We start from the raw sequence: 16,884 nt of genomic DNA, 5'->3' as shown, positions 1-16,884 counted from the left end.
ATCGCCTAACGTTTAAATTATCTTTCTTTTGCTTTACTGATATCCGTCAGTGAATTCAGGAATGCAATAATCTGTTGGATTTCAGTTTCAGTCAGATTTAATTTATCTGCGGGTAAAGTCTGATTGTTGATGCTTAAACCTAAACCTTCTGCCCCACCTTCGTTGTAAAAATCCAAAACTTCTTCAAGAGTACTGAAAGCGCCGTTATGGAAGTAAGGCTTCGTTAGAGTAATGTTTCTTACCGTCATTGTTTTAAATGAGTTTTCGTAGATCCACGAATCTTCTTTTTTTACATTGCTTTTTATTCTTCCCTGATCAGAATCAATTTCTAACGGAGATTTCCTTATTGGATTTTTTGTCACTCCCAAAACTTCAGATTCATTTTCATTAAAAAACGGCGGAACCAGCCCTGAAAAATGAGGAGCAAAATGGCAGGTTGCACAGTTGGCTTTTCCCATGAAGAGATTAAAACCTTTTTTAGCGTCCTCTGAAATTTCTTTTTCATTTCTCATAAAACGGTCAAAATCACTGTCGAATGAATGTAAAGACGCCACATAAGAACTCAGAGCTTTAGAAAAATTCTGTTTGCTAACCTCTCCCTCTGTAAAGGCCTTGCGGAAGGCTTTCTTATACTCAGGTTTATTTTTCAGCTTCCTGACGATGCTTTCATAGCTTGTATTAAACTCCTCATTATTATAGATAACATGCTCTGCCTGCTGTTCAAGATAAAAAGCGCGCATATCGTAGAAAAATCTCTTGGCAAAAACAGCATTATAAAGTGACGGTGAATTTCGTAGAACTGTTTTTCCTTCCACATTGCTCAAAGATTTGGTTTTAAGATCGGTAAATGCATTTTCAGGAAGATGGCACGATGCACAGCTCATTTTTCCGCTATCGCTGAGATTCTGATCGTAGAAAATTTCTTTTCCCAGTGCCCGTAAGTTATCATTGTCTTCAGAATCTTTTAGAATGGTAAAAAAGTATGGATCGAGAAAATCACTGCTGAAAAAGTTTTTATTGGCTACATTCCATCCCGAGAATTCTTTGAGATCGTCCGTATTTCCGTCCCAGCTTCCCAATTCTTCATACAATGGCTGCAGATAATTCTTATAAAATTCAATGCGGTCAAACGTTTCAAAATCTCTGTTTTTATTTAAATAAACAATGCTTTCATCTAAAAGTTGCTGAGCTTTATCAGAATTATAATTTTTAAAATAAGCATCATCCTCCATATACTTTTTCATTCCTTTTAAAGCGGAAGCAGCTTCTTCGGAAATATTCAGCGAGCCCGGCGTATCAAATCCTGTTAATCCCAAAGTATAGATTCTGATTAATTCGATTCTTAACGGCAGTGTTTTGTTATTACCTTTACTTAAACCATTGGTGATTGAGCTTAAATAAAAATTATTATAATTGTTGTATAAATAATCTGTGATCTCAATGATTTTATTTTTCTGGTCGGCTACATCATCAGAAAAAATCAGTTCATTCAAAACCTGCAGGCCTTCAGGCGGAAGTGTGTAGGCAGTAGTTCCGGCAGCTTCTATTCTGAATAATGGTGCTGCGTTGAGATGCGTTTTAGAAAATTCGGGATAATGATAAGCGATAAAAAATTCGATTTCTTTGTATGAATTCCGGGTTTTTCTCAATGAGTTCTGAAGCTGTTCTGCATCTATTTTATCTTCTCTGAAAAGATAAACGTCGGTTTTTAAACTTTCAAGATGATTTTTAAAACTGAATAAACCCTGGGCAACAAATGTCTTTTCGTTTCCAAATCCTTTGTGAACCGGATTGAACGACATTGCGGCAATGCCAATAAATGTAACAAGAATAAATAAAGGATAAAAACGTGCGAAATTTTTCATCCGCAAAACTATCATCCAAACGTTACCGCAGTTTTAACGAAAAATTAAATAATGTTTATATTTTGCTTCATTTAATTTTCAGTAATTTTAAATCCCTGAAAAATTCGGGATACAAAATCTCAATCTAACTATCTAAATAATATGCTCAATAAACTAGCAGCCTCAGAACTGGTACTGAATGAAGACGGAAGTGTTTACCACCTGAATCTTTTACCCGAAGATATTGCCGATAAAGTAATCCTTGTAGGAGATCCGGACCGTGTTCCGAAGGTTTCAAAATATTTCAACACCGTAGAAATAAAAAAGAACAAAAGAGAATTCTACACCCACACCGGAACGCTGCGTGGTGAAAGAATTTCTGTGATGTCGACCGGCATCGGAACAGAAAACATCGACATCGTTATGAATGAGCTTGATGCTCTGGTGAATATTGATCTTCAGAAAAAAGAATTTAAAACCGACCACAAAACTCTCGAGCTTTTCAGAATGGGAACCTGCGGCAGCGTAAATCCCGACGTACAGGTCGATAATATGCTGGTGACCCAAAATGTGGTAGGTCTAGACGGACTGATGCATTTCTATCATGATTACAGTTTTGAAAATGAATTTTCCAGAAACTTTTTAGAAAAATTTCCTTACGAAAAGATTAAGCCGATGCTCTATTTCTCTGAATGGTCTGAAGATCTTGGTGAAGTTTTCAAAGATGCAAAATACCATGGCAACACGGCAACCTTTCCAGGATTTTATGCGCCACAGGGAAGAGAGCTCCGTTTAAAAGCCTTAGATGACAAATTCCTTGAAACTTTAAATGACCTGGGCATCACCAACTTTGAAATGGAAACTTCTGCCATCTATGCTTTCTCTAAACTCTTAGGTCACAAAGCCATCACCGTGAACAACGTGATCGCCAACAGGAGACGTGGAGAGTTCTCAGCAGATCATCACAATTCTGAAAAAAGACTGATTGAATGGGTTTTGGAACGGGTAATTAATTAAACTCAGTTTTATTGTAAGCTGATCATTTTAATAATACGAACAAAAGCAGGATTTTTAGATCCTGCTTTTCTATGTTTGCATTTTACGCAAAATATTAAAAAATTATACGTCAAAATTGATTTAAAACTCATTAATCGTTACATAAAAATGGCCATGCGTCAACGTAGCAGAGCCACTCGTGATATTTGTCAAATTAATCTGAACATTTGTTGCAGAACTCAGTCTTGCATTCGTAATCGAGAAGGTTGTGTTGCCCACAAAATCCGGTGCCGGAGTTACCGTTATGGTCGCTCTTGTAGACGAAGGTTCATTTCCGGCTGGAATAATGATATCATAAACTGTGGTCTGCCCGGAATTTAAAATATTTGTTCCGCCAGTATAAGCTTCGAAACTGATTTGATTTTTTTGAATACTTCCCTTTGTACCCAACTTAAACTGCCCGCTGACATCAATTTTAGTATTCACATTTGGAGTACTGGTTCCGATCCCTACATTAGCAATAGAGTTACCAAGAATGATTGCATTCGCCTGATTGGTCGTAGCGTTATAGCCAACGGCTGTAGAAAACTGACCGGTTGCATTTGCTCCAGATCCTAAGGCTGTAGAATTTTCGCCGTTTGTTTGAGAATTAAACCCTAAAGCTGTTTCACTATTAGAGTTTGTTTTAGAATTAAAACCTAAGGCGATAGACTGAAAACCAAAAGCCTTTGAATTCGCACCGATTGCTGCACTCTCGTTTTTATTAGTCTGCGCATTCGTTCCCAAAGCTACAGAGCTTTGTCCCGAAACATTGGCATTGGTTCCGATAGCAGTACTTTCATTAGCTGTTGTAACAGCATTATTTCCTAAAGCTACGCCATTCATTACTGTGCTGGAAGATGTTCCAAAGCTTACCCCACCATTTGTACCTAACCTGCCGAAGTTTGCTGAATTTACTTTAAATACTAAGTCGTCAAAGTTGACAGTACCCAGTGAAAGATTGGTATTTGCTCCACCGTAGTTTCCAGGATTGTTTCCTGTCGTCGACCATCCACCTGTATTGATACTGGTATTATTACCACTGTTGCTGCTGGCAGATAATGCATTCCACTGATTATTACTCCAGAAATACATTCCGGCCGGAGTAAATCCCCCAGTTCCATTATTCCAAATTACTAAACCTGTAGCAGGCGATGGAATTGTTACAGCATCGTTCACAGAAGTTAAGGCAATGCTTGTAAGCAAAAGACCTTTATTTGGATTATTCAGATGTAGAATCGCAGAATTATCTGGCGTAGAAGTTCCTATCCCTACTTGTGCGTTTATTTTTGAAAATATACATGCACATAGAAGGGAGATGGTTATTAGTTTTTGGTTCATCTCTTAGTTAAAATCTTGTTTCGGTGCAAAGGTAGGGATTAAATACCATAATTCCCACAAATAGAGACATTTACATCATTCTTGTGATTATTCTTTATTAATCTGGGAATTTTAACTAATTATTTTTATTTAAACTACAATTCATGGGTAATAAAAAACGTAAGTCCTGCGACCAGAAAAATGGTGATAACATCACTTTCGTAATTTTTGACTGTGTATATCTTAGGTATGATTCGCCAATTTAAATTTTATGAAAACTTTAACAACCTTTAATTTCTTTAGGAATAGTTCTTGTTTATTCTACAGTATATAACACTTAAATACTATATTATTATGGACAATCAAGATTACAACAAAGCAGAAAAAGCAGTAGATAACACAGAAAATGCATTAAGAGATACAGCAAGTGATGCAAAGTGGAAAGTAAGTGACCTGGCTGATAAAGCTAGAGATTATATCAAAGAAAAACGTGATAATGACCAGGAAGCTACACAGGAAGACTGGCTAGACAGAGTAAAAGCTAATGCTTCTGATACATGGGAAGATATCAAAGATGGCGCGAGCGATGCCTGGGAAAAAACAAAAGATGCTGCTGAAGATGTGAAAGCAGAATGGAACAAAAAAACGAATTAGAAAAATTCAGTCTTTTAAATATATTCAAAGAAAACGGAGTCTTTTTACAAAGGCTCCGCTTTTTATTATGTGCCAAACATAAATTATTGCTACATTTGTAAATATTAAACATTAAAAAATTATGTCATACGGTTTACTTAAAGGGAAGAAAGGAATTATTTTTGGAGCCCTTAATGAACAATCTATCGCATGGAAAGTTGCTGAGAGATGCCATGAAGAAGGCGCTGAATTTATATTATCAAACGCTCCTATCGCACTTAGAATGGGAGAATTGAATGGTTTAGCAGAAAAAACAGGTTCTGAAGTGATTGGTGCAGATGCAACTTCTACTGAAGATCTTGATAAACTTTTTGATGCTGCGATTGCAAAATTCGGGAAGATAGATTTTATCCTTCACTCAATAGGAATGTCCGTGAATGTAAGAAAAGGAAAACATTATACTGATATGAATTACGACTGGACAGAGAAAGGCTGGGATATTTCAGCAGTATCTTTCCATAAAGTAATGCGTACGGCTTGGGCGAAAGACTGTATGAATGAGTGGGGAAGCATCCTGGCTTTAACTTATATTGCAGCTCAGAGAACATTCCCGGATTACAATGATATGTCTGACAACAAAGCATATCTAGAAAGTATCGCAAGAACTTTCGGATACTACTGGGGTGACAGAAAAGTACGTGTAAACACGGTTTCTCAGTCACCTACTGTTACTACTGCTGGTAGCGGAGTAAAAGGTTTTGGTGGTTTCTTAGGATATGCGGAAGATATGTCTCCACTGGGGAATGCTTCAGCACTTGAATGTGCAGACTACTGTGTAACCTTATTCTCAGATCTTACGAAGAAAGTAACGATGCAGAATTTATTCCATGACGGAGGATTCAGCAACACAGGAGTTACCCAGAAAGTAGTTGAAAAATATGATATTTAATAGAAATTAAATTTCTAATGACAATAAGCAAAGCCAAAGTATTTTACTTTGGCTTTTTTGTTTTAAAATTTCAGATTCAAAAAACTTATCTTTTTAGAAAAGCAAAATCGGCGGCACCAAAGGTACCGCCGATTCCTAATAAAAATGTTAATATGAAGTGTGTTATAAGATTACAGTCTGAATAGAATGGGCAGGTGCAGATAATTTTGCAGACATTCCTTCAATCCAGAGATTGGTATCGATATCAGTTTCAGAGTCATTCATAATCACTGTTACCAGCTGTCCGTTTTCATTCATAAACGTTGTAGAGGTTAAAGCGGCTCTGTTTGACGATGTCCCGATTCTCTGCGCATTTGGTTTAATGTATTTAGAAACGTGACCGACATAATAATATTCATAGGTATAGTGAACCTCTCCTGTTTTGGTATCGGCAATAATTGGGGCAAAACAGAAATTTCCAACATGATTGGGTCCGCCTGTTTCATCCAGAAGAACGTTCCAGTCAGTCCATAAAGCAGTTCCTTTATTGAAATCGTTGATCATATTTCTTCCATACAGTTCGCCTAAACTTACGTCGTAGATTTTGGTTAAATCGAACTGCTCTTTACATCCTTCAGTAAATGCTAAAAATTTATCCGGAAAAGCCCTTTGAGTTTCCAATAAATTATCAAACAGCTGAGTTTTGTTGTTCCATGTTTCGTACCAGTGATAACCGATTCCGTGAGCGTATTTTGAAGTTTCAGGATCGCTTAACGTTGTGGTGGCTCTTTGGTAAATCAAATCACGGTTGTGATCCCAAATCATCACTTTTTTATCTTTGAAACCATTTTTCCAAAGCGTAGGTCCTAAATTATTTTTAAGAAACTCTCCTTCTTCTTCAGCCGTATAGATGCAAGATTCCCAAGTCTGCGTTGCCATTGGCTCATTCTGAATGGTCAGACCCCAAACATTGATTCCTCTTTTTTCGTATTCTTTAATAAATTTCACATAATAATCTGCCCAGGTTTGGTAAAACGGATTTTCCAATCTTCCCCCCTTCAGCATATTTTTATTAGATTTCATCCACGACGGTGGACTCCAAGGTGAAAAGTAAAAGGTAAAATTGTTCCCGATTGCCTTTTGAGCTTCTTTGATCATTGGAATTTTAAACTTTTCATCATGCGCAACGTTGAATGATTTTAAAGTTTTATCATTTTCAGTCACATATGTGTAAGAATCGCTGGAGAAGTCACACGAATTCATATTGGTACGAACGACAGTGTATCCCAAACCGTCTTTCCCATAATAAGCTTCAATGATTTCTTTCTGCTTATTTTTTGGAAGTTTATAAAACGTTTCTGCCGAAGCATCTGTAATCGCACCTCCGATTCCGATTAATTTCTGATATTTAAAATCAGGATCAACAAAAATGCAGGCATCTGTTTCTTTTGGCTGAGCCATTTTTTCAAATTTCACAACTCCCTTGTCAACCATTTTTTCACTGGTTTTAGAGTTGGTCAAAATTACTTTTGCTGTTTTTCCTGCATTTTTTTTCCAGTAATTTTGTGCGTTTGCATTAAAAGCCATTCCTATAACAAAACAGCTTACCACTAATTTCTTCATTATTTCTTTTCTTATATATTTAAATCATCGTGTCTAAATTTTCTCTTGAAACTTTATCCACCCTCCAGAGAGGAAATTGTATTTACTTACACTATTAATTTTCGTACACTCTTACGTAATCAATCTCATATTTCTGCGGAAAAACAGAATCGTCAATTCCTTCTTTTCCACCCCAAAATCCGCCCACGGCCAGATTTAGAATAATAAAATAAGGCTGATCAAAAGGCCATGATTCATACGTCTTTTCTTTATTTTCATAGGTGAAAAACTTCTGATCATCGATATAGACATCAATTTTTTCAGGCGTCCAATCCGCTTTGTAGACATGGAACTTTTCGCTGGCATCTTTTACAAACAAAGTGTCTGTCTTCTGGGTATTGATGATATGATTATACTTTTTAGTGTGAACCGATGCATGTACAAATCCTTGGTTGAAACCCACATGTTCCATAATATCCAGTTCACCGTCATCCGGCCATTCTTTCATATTTTCGCTCATCATCCAGATGGCAGGCCATGTTCCCCGACCTTTCGGAAGTTTGGCGCGGACTTCAACTGTTCCATATTGAAATGAAAATTTTCCTTTCGTTAAAAGTCTTGCCGATGTATATTTATTCTTTTCCCAGTTTTCTTTTTTGGCTTCGATCACAAGATTTCCGTTTTCTATTCTTGCGTTTTCCAATCTGTTTTTGGTATAAAACTGAGCTTCATTATTTCCGTAACCGTCGCCACCTACATCATAGTTCCATTTGGTGGAATCAGGCAAGCCTTTGTAATTAAACTCGTCGCTCCAGATTAATTTTCTGCTTGAATCGGGTTTGTGGGATGCACAGTTTAATGATGAAAAAACTAAAGTTCCTCCGATGATTAAATGGAAAATATGTTGAATATTTATTTTCAAAATTTTAAGTTTATTTTTTAATGTTTTCAAAGTTTGTCATGCTGGAAGCATCTCTACAAAGATTATTTAGATTCTTTGACTGCGTCGAACCCTAAGATTTCAGAATGATAAACTCAAAATTAAAAGTTTTCAAAAAACACTCAGTTTTCTACCACCAAAAGCGGGTTTCATCCCGCTCTTAGTTTATAAAATCATATTTATTTTTCCCAGGTAATTCTTTTGGTGTGAACATTTTGAGAATCGGTTCCCACCATAATGTCAAATTCTCCGGCTTCCCAATCATAGTTCAAAGTATCATCATAGAATTTTAAATTTTCAGAAGTCAACGTAAAATTGACCGTTTTGCTCTCTCCTTTTTTAATGAAAACTTTTTGAAAGCCTTTCAATTCTTTCACAGGTCTTACCACTTTTCCCACCAAATCTCTGATGTACAGTTGCACCACTTCTTCCCCATCGTAATTTCCGGTGTTGGTAACAGCAACATTGATGTTTAAAATTTGGTTTCCTTTCAGACTTGCCGAACTTAATTTCATGTCAGTATATTTAAACTGAGTATAACTTAAACCATATCCAAATGGAAATTTCGGGTCGTTATCCAGATCGATGTATGCGGAAACATAATTTCTGTCCGTATTATTTTTCGCAGGTCTTCCGGTATTGTAGTGATTGTAATAAATAGGAACCTGACCCACCGTTCTCGGAAAAGTCATCGGTAGTTTGCCACCCGGATTAACAGTGCCGAAAAGTACGTCAGCAATTGAATTTCCTGCTTCTGTTCCAAGCCACCAGGTGTAAACAATGGTTGGGATATTGTCTGCTGCCCAATCGAAAACCAATGGTCTTCCTGCGTTAATCATTAAAACAATCGGTTTTCCAGTCTTGGCAATTTCTTTCAGTAAATCTTCCTGAACACCAGAAAAATGAAGATTGCTTCTGCTCTTTGCTTCACCGCTCATGGCGTGACCTTCGCCTAAAGTCATAATCACAACATCTGCTTTTTTTGCCGTTTCCAAAGCTTCAGCAAACATTGATCTGTCCTGATCATCAACGTTAGCGCCTTTTGCATACAATAATGTCGAGTTTTTGTCTAACTGATTTTTAATACCATCAAACTGTGTTACAATTCTTTGGTCATCATCTTTAAAAGCCACCGACCAAAAGCCGTGATTGGCGACCGTCTCTTTTCCAAAAGGTCCAATTAATGCTACAGTTTTTGTCGACTTTGAAAGCGGAAGAATATTCTTTTCATTTTTTAGCAAGACAATACTTTTCGAACCAAATTCTCTTCCGAATTTTCTGTGCTCCTGATTGTTTAACTGTTCTTTCTGTCTCTTCTCACTGCTGAATCTGTAAGGATCGTCAAATAATCCCATCTCAAATTTCTTAACTAAAATTCTTCGCGCTGCATCATCAATTAATTTTGGATCAACTTTTCCTTCCTGAACTAATTTCGGAAGTTCGGCCATGTAGGCACGGCTTTCCATATCCATGTCGCTTCCGGCGTTGATGGCTTTTTCTGCAGCTTCTTTATTGTCTTTGGCGTAACCGTGAGGAACCATTTCACCGATGCTTCCCCAGTCCGAAACCACAAAACCTTTGTAATTCCATTGACCTTTTAAAATATCTCTTAAAATATATTTGTTGGCAGTGGCTGGAATTCCATTGATATCGTTAAATGAGTTCATAAAAGTTGCCACGCCAGCTTCCGCAGCTGCTTTAAAAGGTGGCAGATACGTTTCATGTAATTGTCTTAAACTCATGTCAACAGAATTATAATCTCTCCCGCCAACTGCTGCTCCATACGCTGCAAAATGTTTTGCACAAGCCATAATCGCATCAAGATTTCCAAGACCTTTCCCCTGAAAACCTCTGATTCTTGCCAAACCAATCTGCGTTCCCAAGTAAGTATCTTCGCCCGAACCTTCCATCACTCTACCCCATCTCGGATCTCTTGCAATATCGACCATCGGAGCAAACGTCCAGTGAATTCCGTACGCGGAGGCTTCTGTTGCGGCAATTCTTTCAGATTTTTCAATTAAATTTAAATCCCAACTCGCCGCCTGACCCAAATTCACCGGAAACGTTGTTCTGTAACCATGAATCACGTCCTGACCGAACAACATCGGAATTTTTAATCGTGATTTTAACGCCAGTTCCTGAAATTTTCTGGTCTCCTCTGCTCCTGCCACATTTAGCATAGAACCGACTTTCCCTATTTTAATTTCATTTAAAACATTTGCAGAATTAGAATTCTGAGGACCTGTGGCATATTCAAAACCACTGTACTGAACGAGCTGACCTATTTTTTCTTCTAAAGTCATTTTAGAGAGAAGCTCAGAGACTTTCTGGTCGATTGTTTTCTGTCCGAATACGTTGAATCCGAATGCTGTAAAGGTTAATATGAAATAAAGTTTTTTCATTGTAATTTAATTTCTGCTGGAAACTTTAATTAATTTTTAACGCAAAGTCCACTAAGATTTTTTAGCAAATAATTCTGTTGATTTTTAAATTCGCTAAGGCGTTCTACTTAGCAAAAAACACAGAGTTTTCATTCTAAAATTTTTTAAATTCGTCATTTTTAAAATTTAAAAAACATATGTAGCAACAGAACTTGCTGTAATGTTTACTGGAGCTGTTTTGTTGTTATATTTAATATTAAAATTTCCGTCTGTTTTACTGTAATTTTGAACAATCAAAACCGTTTTTCCTTCAGGAGTTTTAAAAGCAACTGTGGACAGGTTATCTGTCTGCGTTGAAGAAATTCTTTGTGAGTTGGCAGGAACAAATTTCGAAGCGTGTGCAATGATATAATATCCTACATTTCTTGTGAAGTTTTCTCTATCTGAAACCGTGATGGCACCTTTGCATTCTGTACAACCTCCCGGAGTGTGAGGTTTGAATTCAGCATCATTGGCCAGGTTCCATTCCAAAGCAATTTTGCTCCAGTTTCTCATCGAACCGATAATTACATTTTTTGTGTGCCAGTTTAAATCTCCATCAAAGGTTCCTTTTGAGCCAGTCCATTGTTCTGTGAAGTATAAATTTTTGTTCGGATGAGATTTGTAAACAGTACTTAAAGCTGAAATATCGCCTTCGTACAAATGAAAAGCTGAACCATCGATATATTGGTTTGCTTCAGCATCGTTTAAAATATTAATAGCGTATTCCGGTTTGTTGCAATTGTGATCGTAAACCACAATTTTAGTTTTAATTTTATTTGACTTAAAAATGGGTCCCAAACTTTGTTTGATAAAATATCTCTGCTGATCTGAAACCATCAGTAAACTCGGATTGTTTCCGGGATGCAAAGGTTCGTTTTGTGGAGTTACAGCATCGATTGTTATTCCTTCTTTAGCCATTCCCTGAATGTATTTGACAAAATAGTTTGCATAAGTATCATAAAACTCAGGTTTCAGGCTTCCGCCAATTGATTTACCGTTATCTTTCATCCAAACAGGAGGCGACCAGGGAGCTGCAATGATTTTGATTTTCGGATTGATTGCTAAAATTTCTTTTAACATCGCAATTAAATCTTTATCTCTTGCCAGACTGAATTTAGATAAAGTGGGATCTGCCTGTCCCTGAGGCAAATCATCGTAAGAAAAAACTTCGCCATCCAGATCAGAAGCGCCAATACTTAATCTTAGATAGCTGATCGAAATCGAATTTTCATCTTTCCCGAAAAGTTCGTTCAGTAATACTTTTCTTTTTGCCGGTGAGAGACGGTTGATTACTTCAACGCTTCCGCCAGTTAATGTATATCCGAAACCGTCAACATATTGAAACTTTTGAGAATCATCAATTTCAATATTCTGAAAATTATTGGATGTGTTTACAAAAACTAAGGGCAATTGTTGCTGCAATTTTATGCTTTCATCTCCTTTTGTAAGCCAAGACTGAACCTGATCTTTAGTATTTATTGCAGATTTGCAAGAAGTTAAAGGCAAAAGTACCACACCGCTAAATAGCAGTGCAGTACTCTTTAAAAAGAAACTATATGATTTTTTACTTAACATTTAATAATTAGGATTTTGTACTAATGCTGTATTTGTTAGTTCGGTAAAAGGAATTGGCAAAATTTCATTTTTACCAGCAGTAAATCCTCTCGCTCCTAATTTTGCCGGAGCATCACCCCATCTTACCAAATCAAAGAATCTGTGACCTTCGCCAGCTAATTCTCTCCTTCTTTCATCTTTGATCGCCTGCAAAGAAACTGGTACAGATGCTAAGCCAACTCTTGCTCTGACAGCATCTAACAATGCCTGTGCTCTTGCTCCTGATCCGTTTAATGCTTCTGCTTCCATTAAATAAGTATCAGCCAATCTGATAGCAATGTAATTTTGGCGGAAGTTAAGCTCCGAGGCTCCCGGTAAAGTAGTTTTATCCGCAGTTTTAGGTAGATATTTATTTAGGAAATATCCTGTATCTCTGAAACCTCCAGAGTATGTTATCTTATTTTCCTGTTTGAATTTTTTAGCATTAAAAATAGTCGCATCCAAACGAGGATCATTCTGCATGAAATTAAATAAATCTTCAGTAACAGGATTAAAACCCCATCCTGAAACCAGATCTGGTGCATTATTAGGAGGTGTTGTAGGAGGAGTCGTCACAACACGTCCATAAGAAATAATTCCAACCATTTGATTAACAGAATTTCCTTCATCTTTACCAGAGCCCCAAAATCCCCAATCTGAATTTCCTTTATTGGTATGCATTACCTCTAAGACAGATTCTGTACTAAATTTATTATCAACAACCCAAAGCTCAGAAAAATTCGTAACCAGTTTATATCCGTATTGACTTGTACCTCCCGGAGTTCCATTGACCATCTCGAACTGAGTTGCAGCGTCGCTATATTTTTTATTGTACAAATAAATTTTACCTAAAATAGCACGAGCTGTACCTTGTGTAATTCGACCTTTCTCTCCTCCATTAGCTGTCATCGGAAGATCTGCAATTGAAGAAGAAATATCAGTTTCTATCTGGGTATAAATATCAGAAACTGTTGCCTGAGGGATATTATAATAATCATCCGTATACTTAATTGTTTTTAGAATCAAAGGTACTTTACCGAATATTCTTACTAACTCAAAATAATATAATGATCTTAAAACTTTTGTTTCAGCGACAAATCTCTTTCGAGTCTGATCATTCATATCAGCATTTGGAATTCTGTCTAAAAGCAGGTTTGCCTTTGCGATTCCCTGATAATAATCTTTCCAATAACTTGCAGGCATGATGATAGGATTGATTGTGAAATTTGACATTCCCTGAATACCAGCACCATCAGTCGAACTACCACCACCTGAAAAGAAATCATCAGATCCTGCGTTAAAAAAAGTTACATTATTTTCAAAACCTCCTGAATATTTTCTCAGCATATCATAAACAGCAACTAAACCACCAAAAGCTTGCTCTTCGTTTTTGAAATAGTTTTCAGAATCAAAAGTTCCTGTATTTTGTACATCTTCTAGATTTGAATTATTACAAGAGACGGCTCCAAAGCTGAAACCAGTTAGTAACAAAACAGTAAGACTTTTATATATAAATCTTTTATTTTTCATTTTTTCTTAAATTAAAATTGAACATTAGCACCAAAAAGGAAAGTTCTCGACTGAGGATAATATGCTCTGTCTATACCAAAAGTATCACCTCCGGCAATTTCAGGGTCATAACCTGTATACTTTGTAAATGTCACAAGATTTTCACCAGTTACATAAAATCTCACCTTACTTGCACCTATGGTTTCAGAAATATTTTTTGGAAGTGTATAGCCAATCTGCACTAATTTCAGACGTAAATAATCGCCTTTTTGCAAATAATAGTCAGACATTCTTGTATAGTTTTGATTAGGATCATCTCTCGTAACTCTCGCAATAGTATTGGAAGTACCAGCACCTGTCCAACGATCAAGAATTGCAGTTTGGTAATTAGCATCCTGAATATCTAATCTTCTCAAACCTTGAAAAATTTTGTTTCCTGCCTGCCCTTGAGCAAAAAGCATAAAATCAAAGTTTTTATAGTTCATGTTCAGTGTAAATCCAAAAGTATATTTTGGAACAGAATTTCCTAAATTTACGTAGTCATCTTCATTAATTCTGCCATCTCCATTCACATCAGTCCTTTTGAAGTCTCCTGGTTTTGCATTGGGTTGAATTAAACCTCCATTTGCATTTTTATAGGCATCAATCTCTGCCTGAGTTTGGAAAATTCCGGCATTTTGAAAACCATAGAAAGAACCATAAGAAGAGCCAACCTGCAATCTAGAAACTGCACCCATTGATTGAAAAGATGCAAAATTTTCAAATATTTTATCATCTTCTAATCTTGTAATTTCATTCTTTAAAAAGCCTAAATTTCCATTAGCAGATATTCCAAAATCATCCCAATTCTTTTTATAACCTAAGCTTACTTCAATCCCATTGTTGTTCATATCCCCGATATTTCTCCACGGGTTATTGATTAAACCTAAATATCCTGGAAGATTTATTCTTCTTAAAATATCCGTAGATTTTTTCTTGTAAACATCAACAGTTAAATCAAAGTTCTTAAATAGCTTTAAATCTGCTGCGATATTTAGTTGTGAAGTTTTTTCCCATCTCAGTTCAGGGTTTTCTAAAGTACTCGGTGCATAACCAATGTGAATATTATCATCACCAAAAGAATAGTTACTTCCAGGAATTAAGAAATTCGCATACTGAAAATCATCAATTGCGTCATTTCCAAGAACTCCGTAACCACCTCTAAGTTTAAAACTATTCACTACATTATTTTCTGGCCAAAAACTTTCGTTCGATATATTCCAACCTAAAGACATTGCAGGAAAATTTCCCCAATGGTACGCTCTTGCAAATTTTGAAGAACCATCTCTACGCATTGTCCCTGTAAAAAGATATCTGTTATCATAATCATAAACAACTCTTGCAAAATATGATGTTTTGTGAGTTTCTTTGCCATCCCAAGCATTTGTACTTCTATCTTTTTGAGGAATCTCAAAATTGAAAGAAGCATCTTGCCAATTATCCACAGGAAGATTAGTGTACGTTACATTTTGTCCGGAAGAAATATTATACTCGTAATATCCCTGTCCTAATAAAACATTTAAATTATGCAGTCCAAATTTATTCTGATAATTTATTGTATTTTCAATATTCCACTCAAATTTCTTTTGGGTCTCTCTAAAAAGGTTATTAAATGAATCATTTTTAGCCGAAGGACTTAAATAAAATTTAGGGGTAAAACCTTGATTTCCCCAATAAGACAATTTTCCATTAAGGCTTGATTTTACTGTAATATGATTGATCGGTTTTAATTCTGCAAAAACATTGGCAACCATATCGTCTGACCAATTGTATCTTCCCAACTGAGTTTGTTGAAAAGCTAATGGATTTGACATTTCTTTATTCACATAATGTGAAATACCATAAGGATTTCCTAATGCATCTCTGACAATATAGGGATTTGTATAATCACTTGGAAAAGGCTGCTGAGAGATTCCATTGGTAACTGTTACAGGAGTTAGAGGATCTAAGTTAATCGCAGAACTTAAAGGTCCTCCAAACTCCCCATTAGAATTAATTCCCTGAGATTTTGTGTGGGTATATGCAAAAGTTTGTCCGATTGTTAAATAGTCAAACACTTTATGAGTCGAGTTGATTCTTGCATTCAATCTTTTGTAATTAGAAATATCTCGCATTACAATACCTTGTTGCTCGTATAATCCAAAAGAAGTATAGAACGTAGATTTATCACTTCCACCACTAATACTGAAATCATGAGAAGAACGCTGAGCACTATTAAAAATCACATCCTGCCAATCTGTTCCTTTACCGTATGCTGAAGGGTTTGAAAATAAAGGATCCCGTCCGTCATTCACATTAGCTTCATTCATGATTGTTGCATATTGAGAAGCATCAAGTAAATCTAATTTCTTAGCAGCACTTCCAACACCGAAAAAACCATTATAAGAAAAATTCAATCTTCCTTTAGCTCCTTTTTTTGTGGTAATAAGAATTACGCCTTTTGCAGCTGAGACCCCATATATTGCGGCTGAAGCACCATCTTTCAGAATTTCCATCCCTTCGATGTCAGCTTGGTTAAGCCAGGCAATATTGTCTACCACAATACCATCTACAACCCATAGTGGATCATTACTTCCTGCCCCGAAACTGGTAATACCACGCACTCTCACAGTTGCTGGAGATCCTGGTTGACCGGAATTCGATATTACAGAAACACCCGCAGCTCTGCCTTGTAACACCTGCTCTGGTCTACCCGCCGGGATATCCTCGATGTCTGAAGCTTTAATACTTGATATCGCTCCTGTCACATTACTCTTTTTCTGAGTTCCGTAACCAATCATAACTACTTCTTCGATTTTCTGTTCCTTCTGAACAGTGTCTGTAGGTGTAGTCTGTGCACTGAAATTTGCCGTAAAATAAAGGGCGGCAATGATTCCTAAACTTCTTGATATTTGTACATTCATATACAGTTAGTTTTTAATTCTCAAATTGAGACAATAAAAATATATTTTTTTTTGATTAATTAACATTTATTTAATAATTATTTTAATATTTCCACTATTTTTGGGGTCTCAAAGG

At 36.3% G+C, this 16,884-nt stretch carries 11 protein-coding genes; 3 read left to right on the top strand and 8 right to left on the bottom strand.

Annotated elements, in window-relative coordinates:
- Positions 1 to 17: 17 nt before the first annotated feature.
- A complete protein-coding gene (locus OMO38_RS01190; protein WP_264748420.1) occupies positions 18 to 1,865 on the bottom strand; it encodes a cytochrome-c peroxidase in 1,848 nt (615 codons plus the stop codon).
- Between the two features lie 141 nt (positions 1,866 to 2,006).
- Here OMO38_RS01190 and OMO38_RS01185 point away from each other — a divergent pair, with 141 nt between their 5' ends.
- Positions 2,007 to 2,861, top strand: coding sequence for a nucleoside phosphorylase (locus OMO38_RS01185; protein WP_264748419.1), 855 nt, complete (start codon positions 2,007 to 2,009; stop codon positions 2,859 to 2,861).
- 120 nt (positions 2,862 to 2,981) lie between these two features.
- Here the strand turns inward: OMO38_RS01185 and OMO38_RS01180 are convergent, their stop codons facing one another.
- Positions 2,982 to 4,220, bottom strand: a complete 1,239-nt coding sequence (locus tag OMO38_RS01180; RefSeq protein WP_264748418.1) for a hypothetical protein — start codon at positions 4,218 to 4,220, stop codon at positions 2,982 to 2,984.
- Between the two features lie 333 nt (positions 4,221 to 4,553).
- On the opposite strand from OMO38_RS01180, the gene OMO38_RS01175 reads away from it, so the two are divergent.
- Positions 4,554 to 4,853 (top strand): hypothetical protein, encoded by a 300-nt coding sequence (locus tag OMO38_RS01175; protein WP_264748417.1) that lies wholly within the window; start codon positions 4,554 to 4,556, stop codon positions 4,851 to 4,853.
- A gap of 121 nt (positions 4,854 to 4,974) precedes the next feature.
- Positions 4,975 to 5,781 carry an enoyl-ACP reductase FabI gene (locus tag OMO38_RS01170; RefSeq protein ID WP_264748416.1) on the top strand — a complete coding sequence of 269 codons (807 nt, stop codon included), beginning with the start codon at positions 4,975 to 4,977 and terminating at the stop codon, positions 5,779 to 5,781.
- A gap of 162 nt (positions 5,782 to 5,943) precedes the next feature.
- Here the strand turns inward: OMO38_RS01170 and OMO38_RS01165 are convergent, their stop codons facing one another.
- From OMO38_RS01165 to OMO38_RS01140, 6 genes are all read right to left on the bottom strand, one after another.
- Positions 5,944 to 7,383, bottom strand: a complete 1,440-nt coding sequence (locus OMO38_RS01165) for a glycoside hydrolase family 30 protein (RefSeq protein ID WP_264748415.1) — start codon at positions 7,381 to 7,383, stop codon at positions 5,944 to 5,946.
- A 94-nt stretch (positions 7,384 to 7,477) separates the two neighbouring features.
- Positions 7,478 to 8,284 carry a glycoside hydrolase family 16 protein gene (locus OMO38_RS01160; protein ID WP_264748414.1) on the bottom strand — a complete coding sequence of 269 codons (807 nt, stop codon included), beginning with the start codon at positions 8,282 to 8,284 and terminating at the stop codon, positions 7,478 to 7,480.
- A gap of 197 nt (positions 8,285 to 8,481) precedes the next feature.
- Entirely contained in the window at positions 8,482 to 10,704 is a 2,223-nt protein-coding gene (bglX, locus tag OMO38_RS01155; RefSeq protein WP_264748413.1) for a beta-glucosidase BglX, read from the bottom strand.
- Positions 10,705 to 10,869: 165 nt separating this feature from the next.
- A complete protein-coding gene (locus OMO38_RS01150; RefSeq protein WP_264748412.1) occupies positions 10,870 to 12,300 on the bottom strand; it encodes a glycoside hydrolase family 30 protein in 1,431 nt (476 codons plus the stop codon).
- On the bottom strand, positions 12,301 to 13,848 hold the full coding sequence (locus OMO38_RS01145) for a RagB/SusD family nutrient uptake outer membrane protein (protein ID WP_264748411.1): 1,548 nt from the start codon (positions 13,846 to 13,848) through the stop codon (positions 12,301 to 12,303).
- Between the two features lie 11 nt (positions 13,849 to 13,859).
- Positions 13,860 to 16,769, bottom strand: a complete 2,910-nt coding sequence (locus tag OMO38_RS01140) for a SusC/RagA family TonB-linked outer membrane protein (protein WP_264748410.1) — start codon at positions 16,767 to 16,769, stop codon at positions 13,860 to 13,862.
- Positions 16,770 to 16,884: the final 115 nt, after the last annotated feature.

Source organism: Chryseobacterium kimseyorum (assembly GCF_025971945.1).
GTDB lineage: Bacteria > Bacteroidota > Bacteroidia > Flavobacteriales > Weeksellaceae > Chryseobacterium > Chryseobacterium kimseyorum.
This window is presented reverse-complemented; position numbering and strand designations above follow the sequence as displayed.

Coding starts and splice junctions, on each gene's coding strand:
- OMO38_RS01190 (WP_264748420.1), bottom strand. CDS start 1,865: ATGAAAAATTTCGCACGTTTTTATCCTTTATTTATTCTTGTTACATTT.
- OMO38_RS01145 (WP_264748411.1), bottom strand. CDS start 13,848: ATGAAAAATAAAAGATTTATATATAAAAGTCTTACTGTTTTGTTACTA.
- OMO38_RS01185 (WP_264748419.1), top strand. CDS start 2,007: ATGCTCAATAAACTAGCAGCCTCAGAACTGGTACTGAATGAAGACGGA.
- OMO38_RS01175 (WP_264748417.1), top strand. CDS start 4,554: ATGGACAATCAAGATTACAACAAAGCAGAAAAAGCAGTAGATAACACA.
- OMO38_RS01170 (WP_264748416.1), top strand. CDS start 4,975: ATGTCATACGGTTTACTTAAAGGGAAGAAAGGAATTATTTTTGGAGCC.
- bglX (WP_264748413.1), bottom strand. CDS start 10,704: ATGAAAAAACTTTATTTCATATTAACCTTTACAGCATTCGGATTCAAC.
- OMO38_RS01165 (WP_264748415.1), bottom strand. CDS start 7,383: ATGAAGAAATTAGTGGTAAGCTGTTTTGTTATAGGAATGGCTTTTAAT.
- OMO38_RS01180 (WP_264748418.1), bottom strand. CDS start 4,220: ATGAACCAAAAACTAATAACCATCTCCCTTCTATGTGCATGTATATTT.
- OMO38_RS01150 (WP_264748412.1), bottom strand. CDS start 12,300: ATGTTAAGTAAAAAATCATATAGTTTCTTTTTAAAGAGTACTGCACTG.
- OMO38_RS01140 (WP_264748410.1), bottom strand. CDS start 16,769: ATGAATGTACAAATATCAAGAAGTTTAGGAATCATTGCCGCCCTTTAT.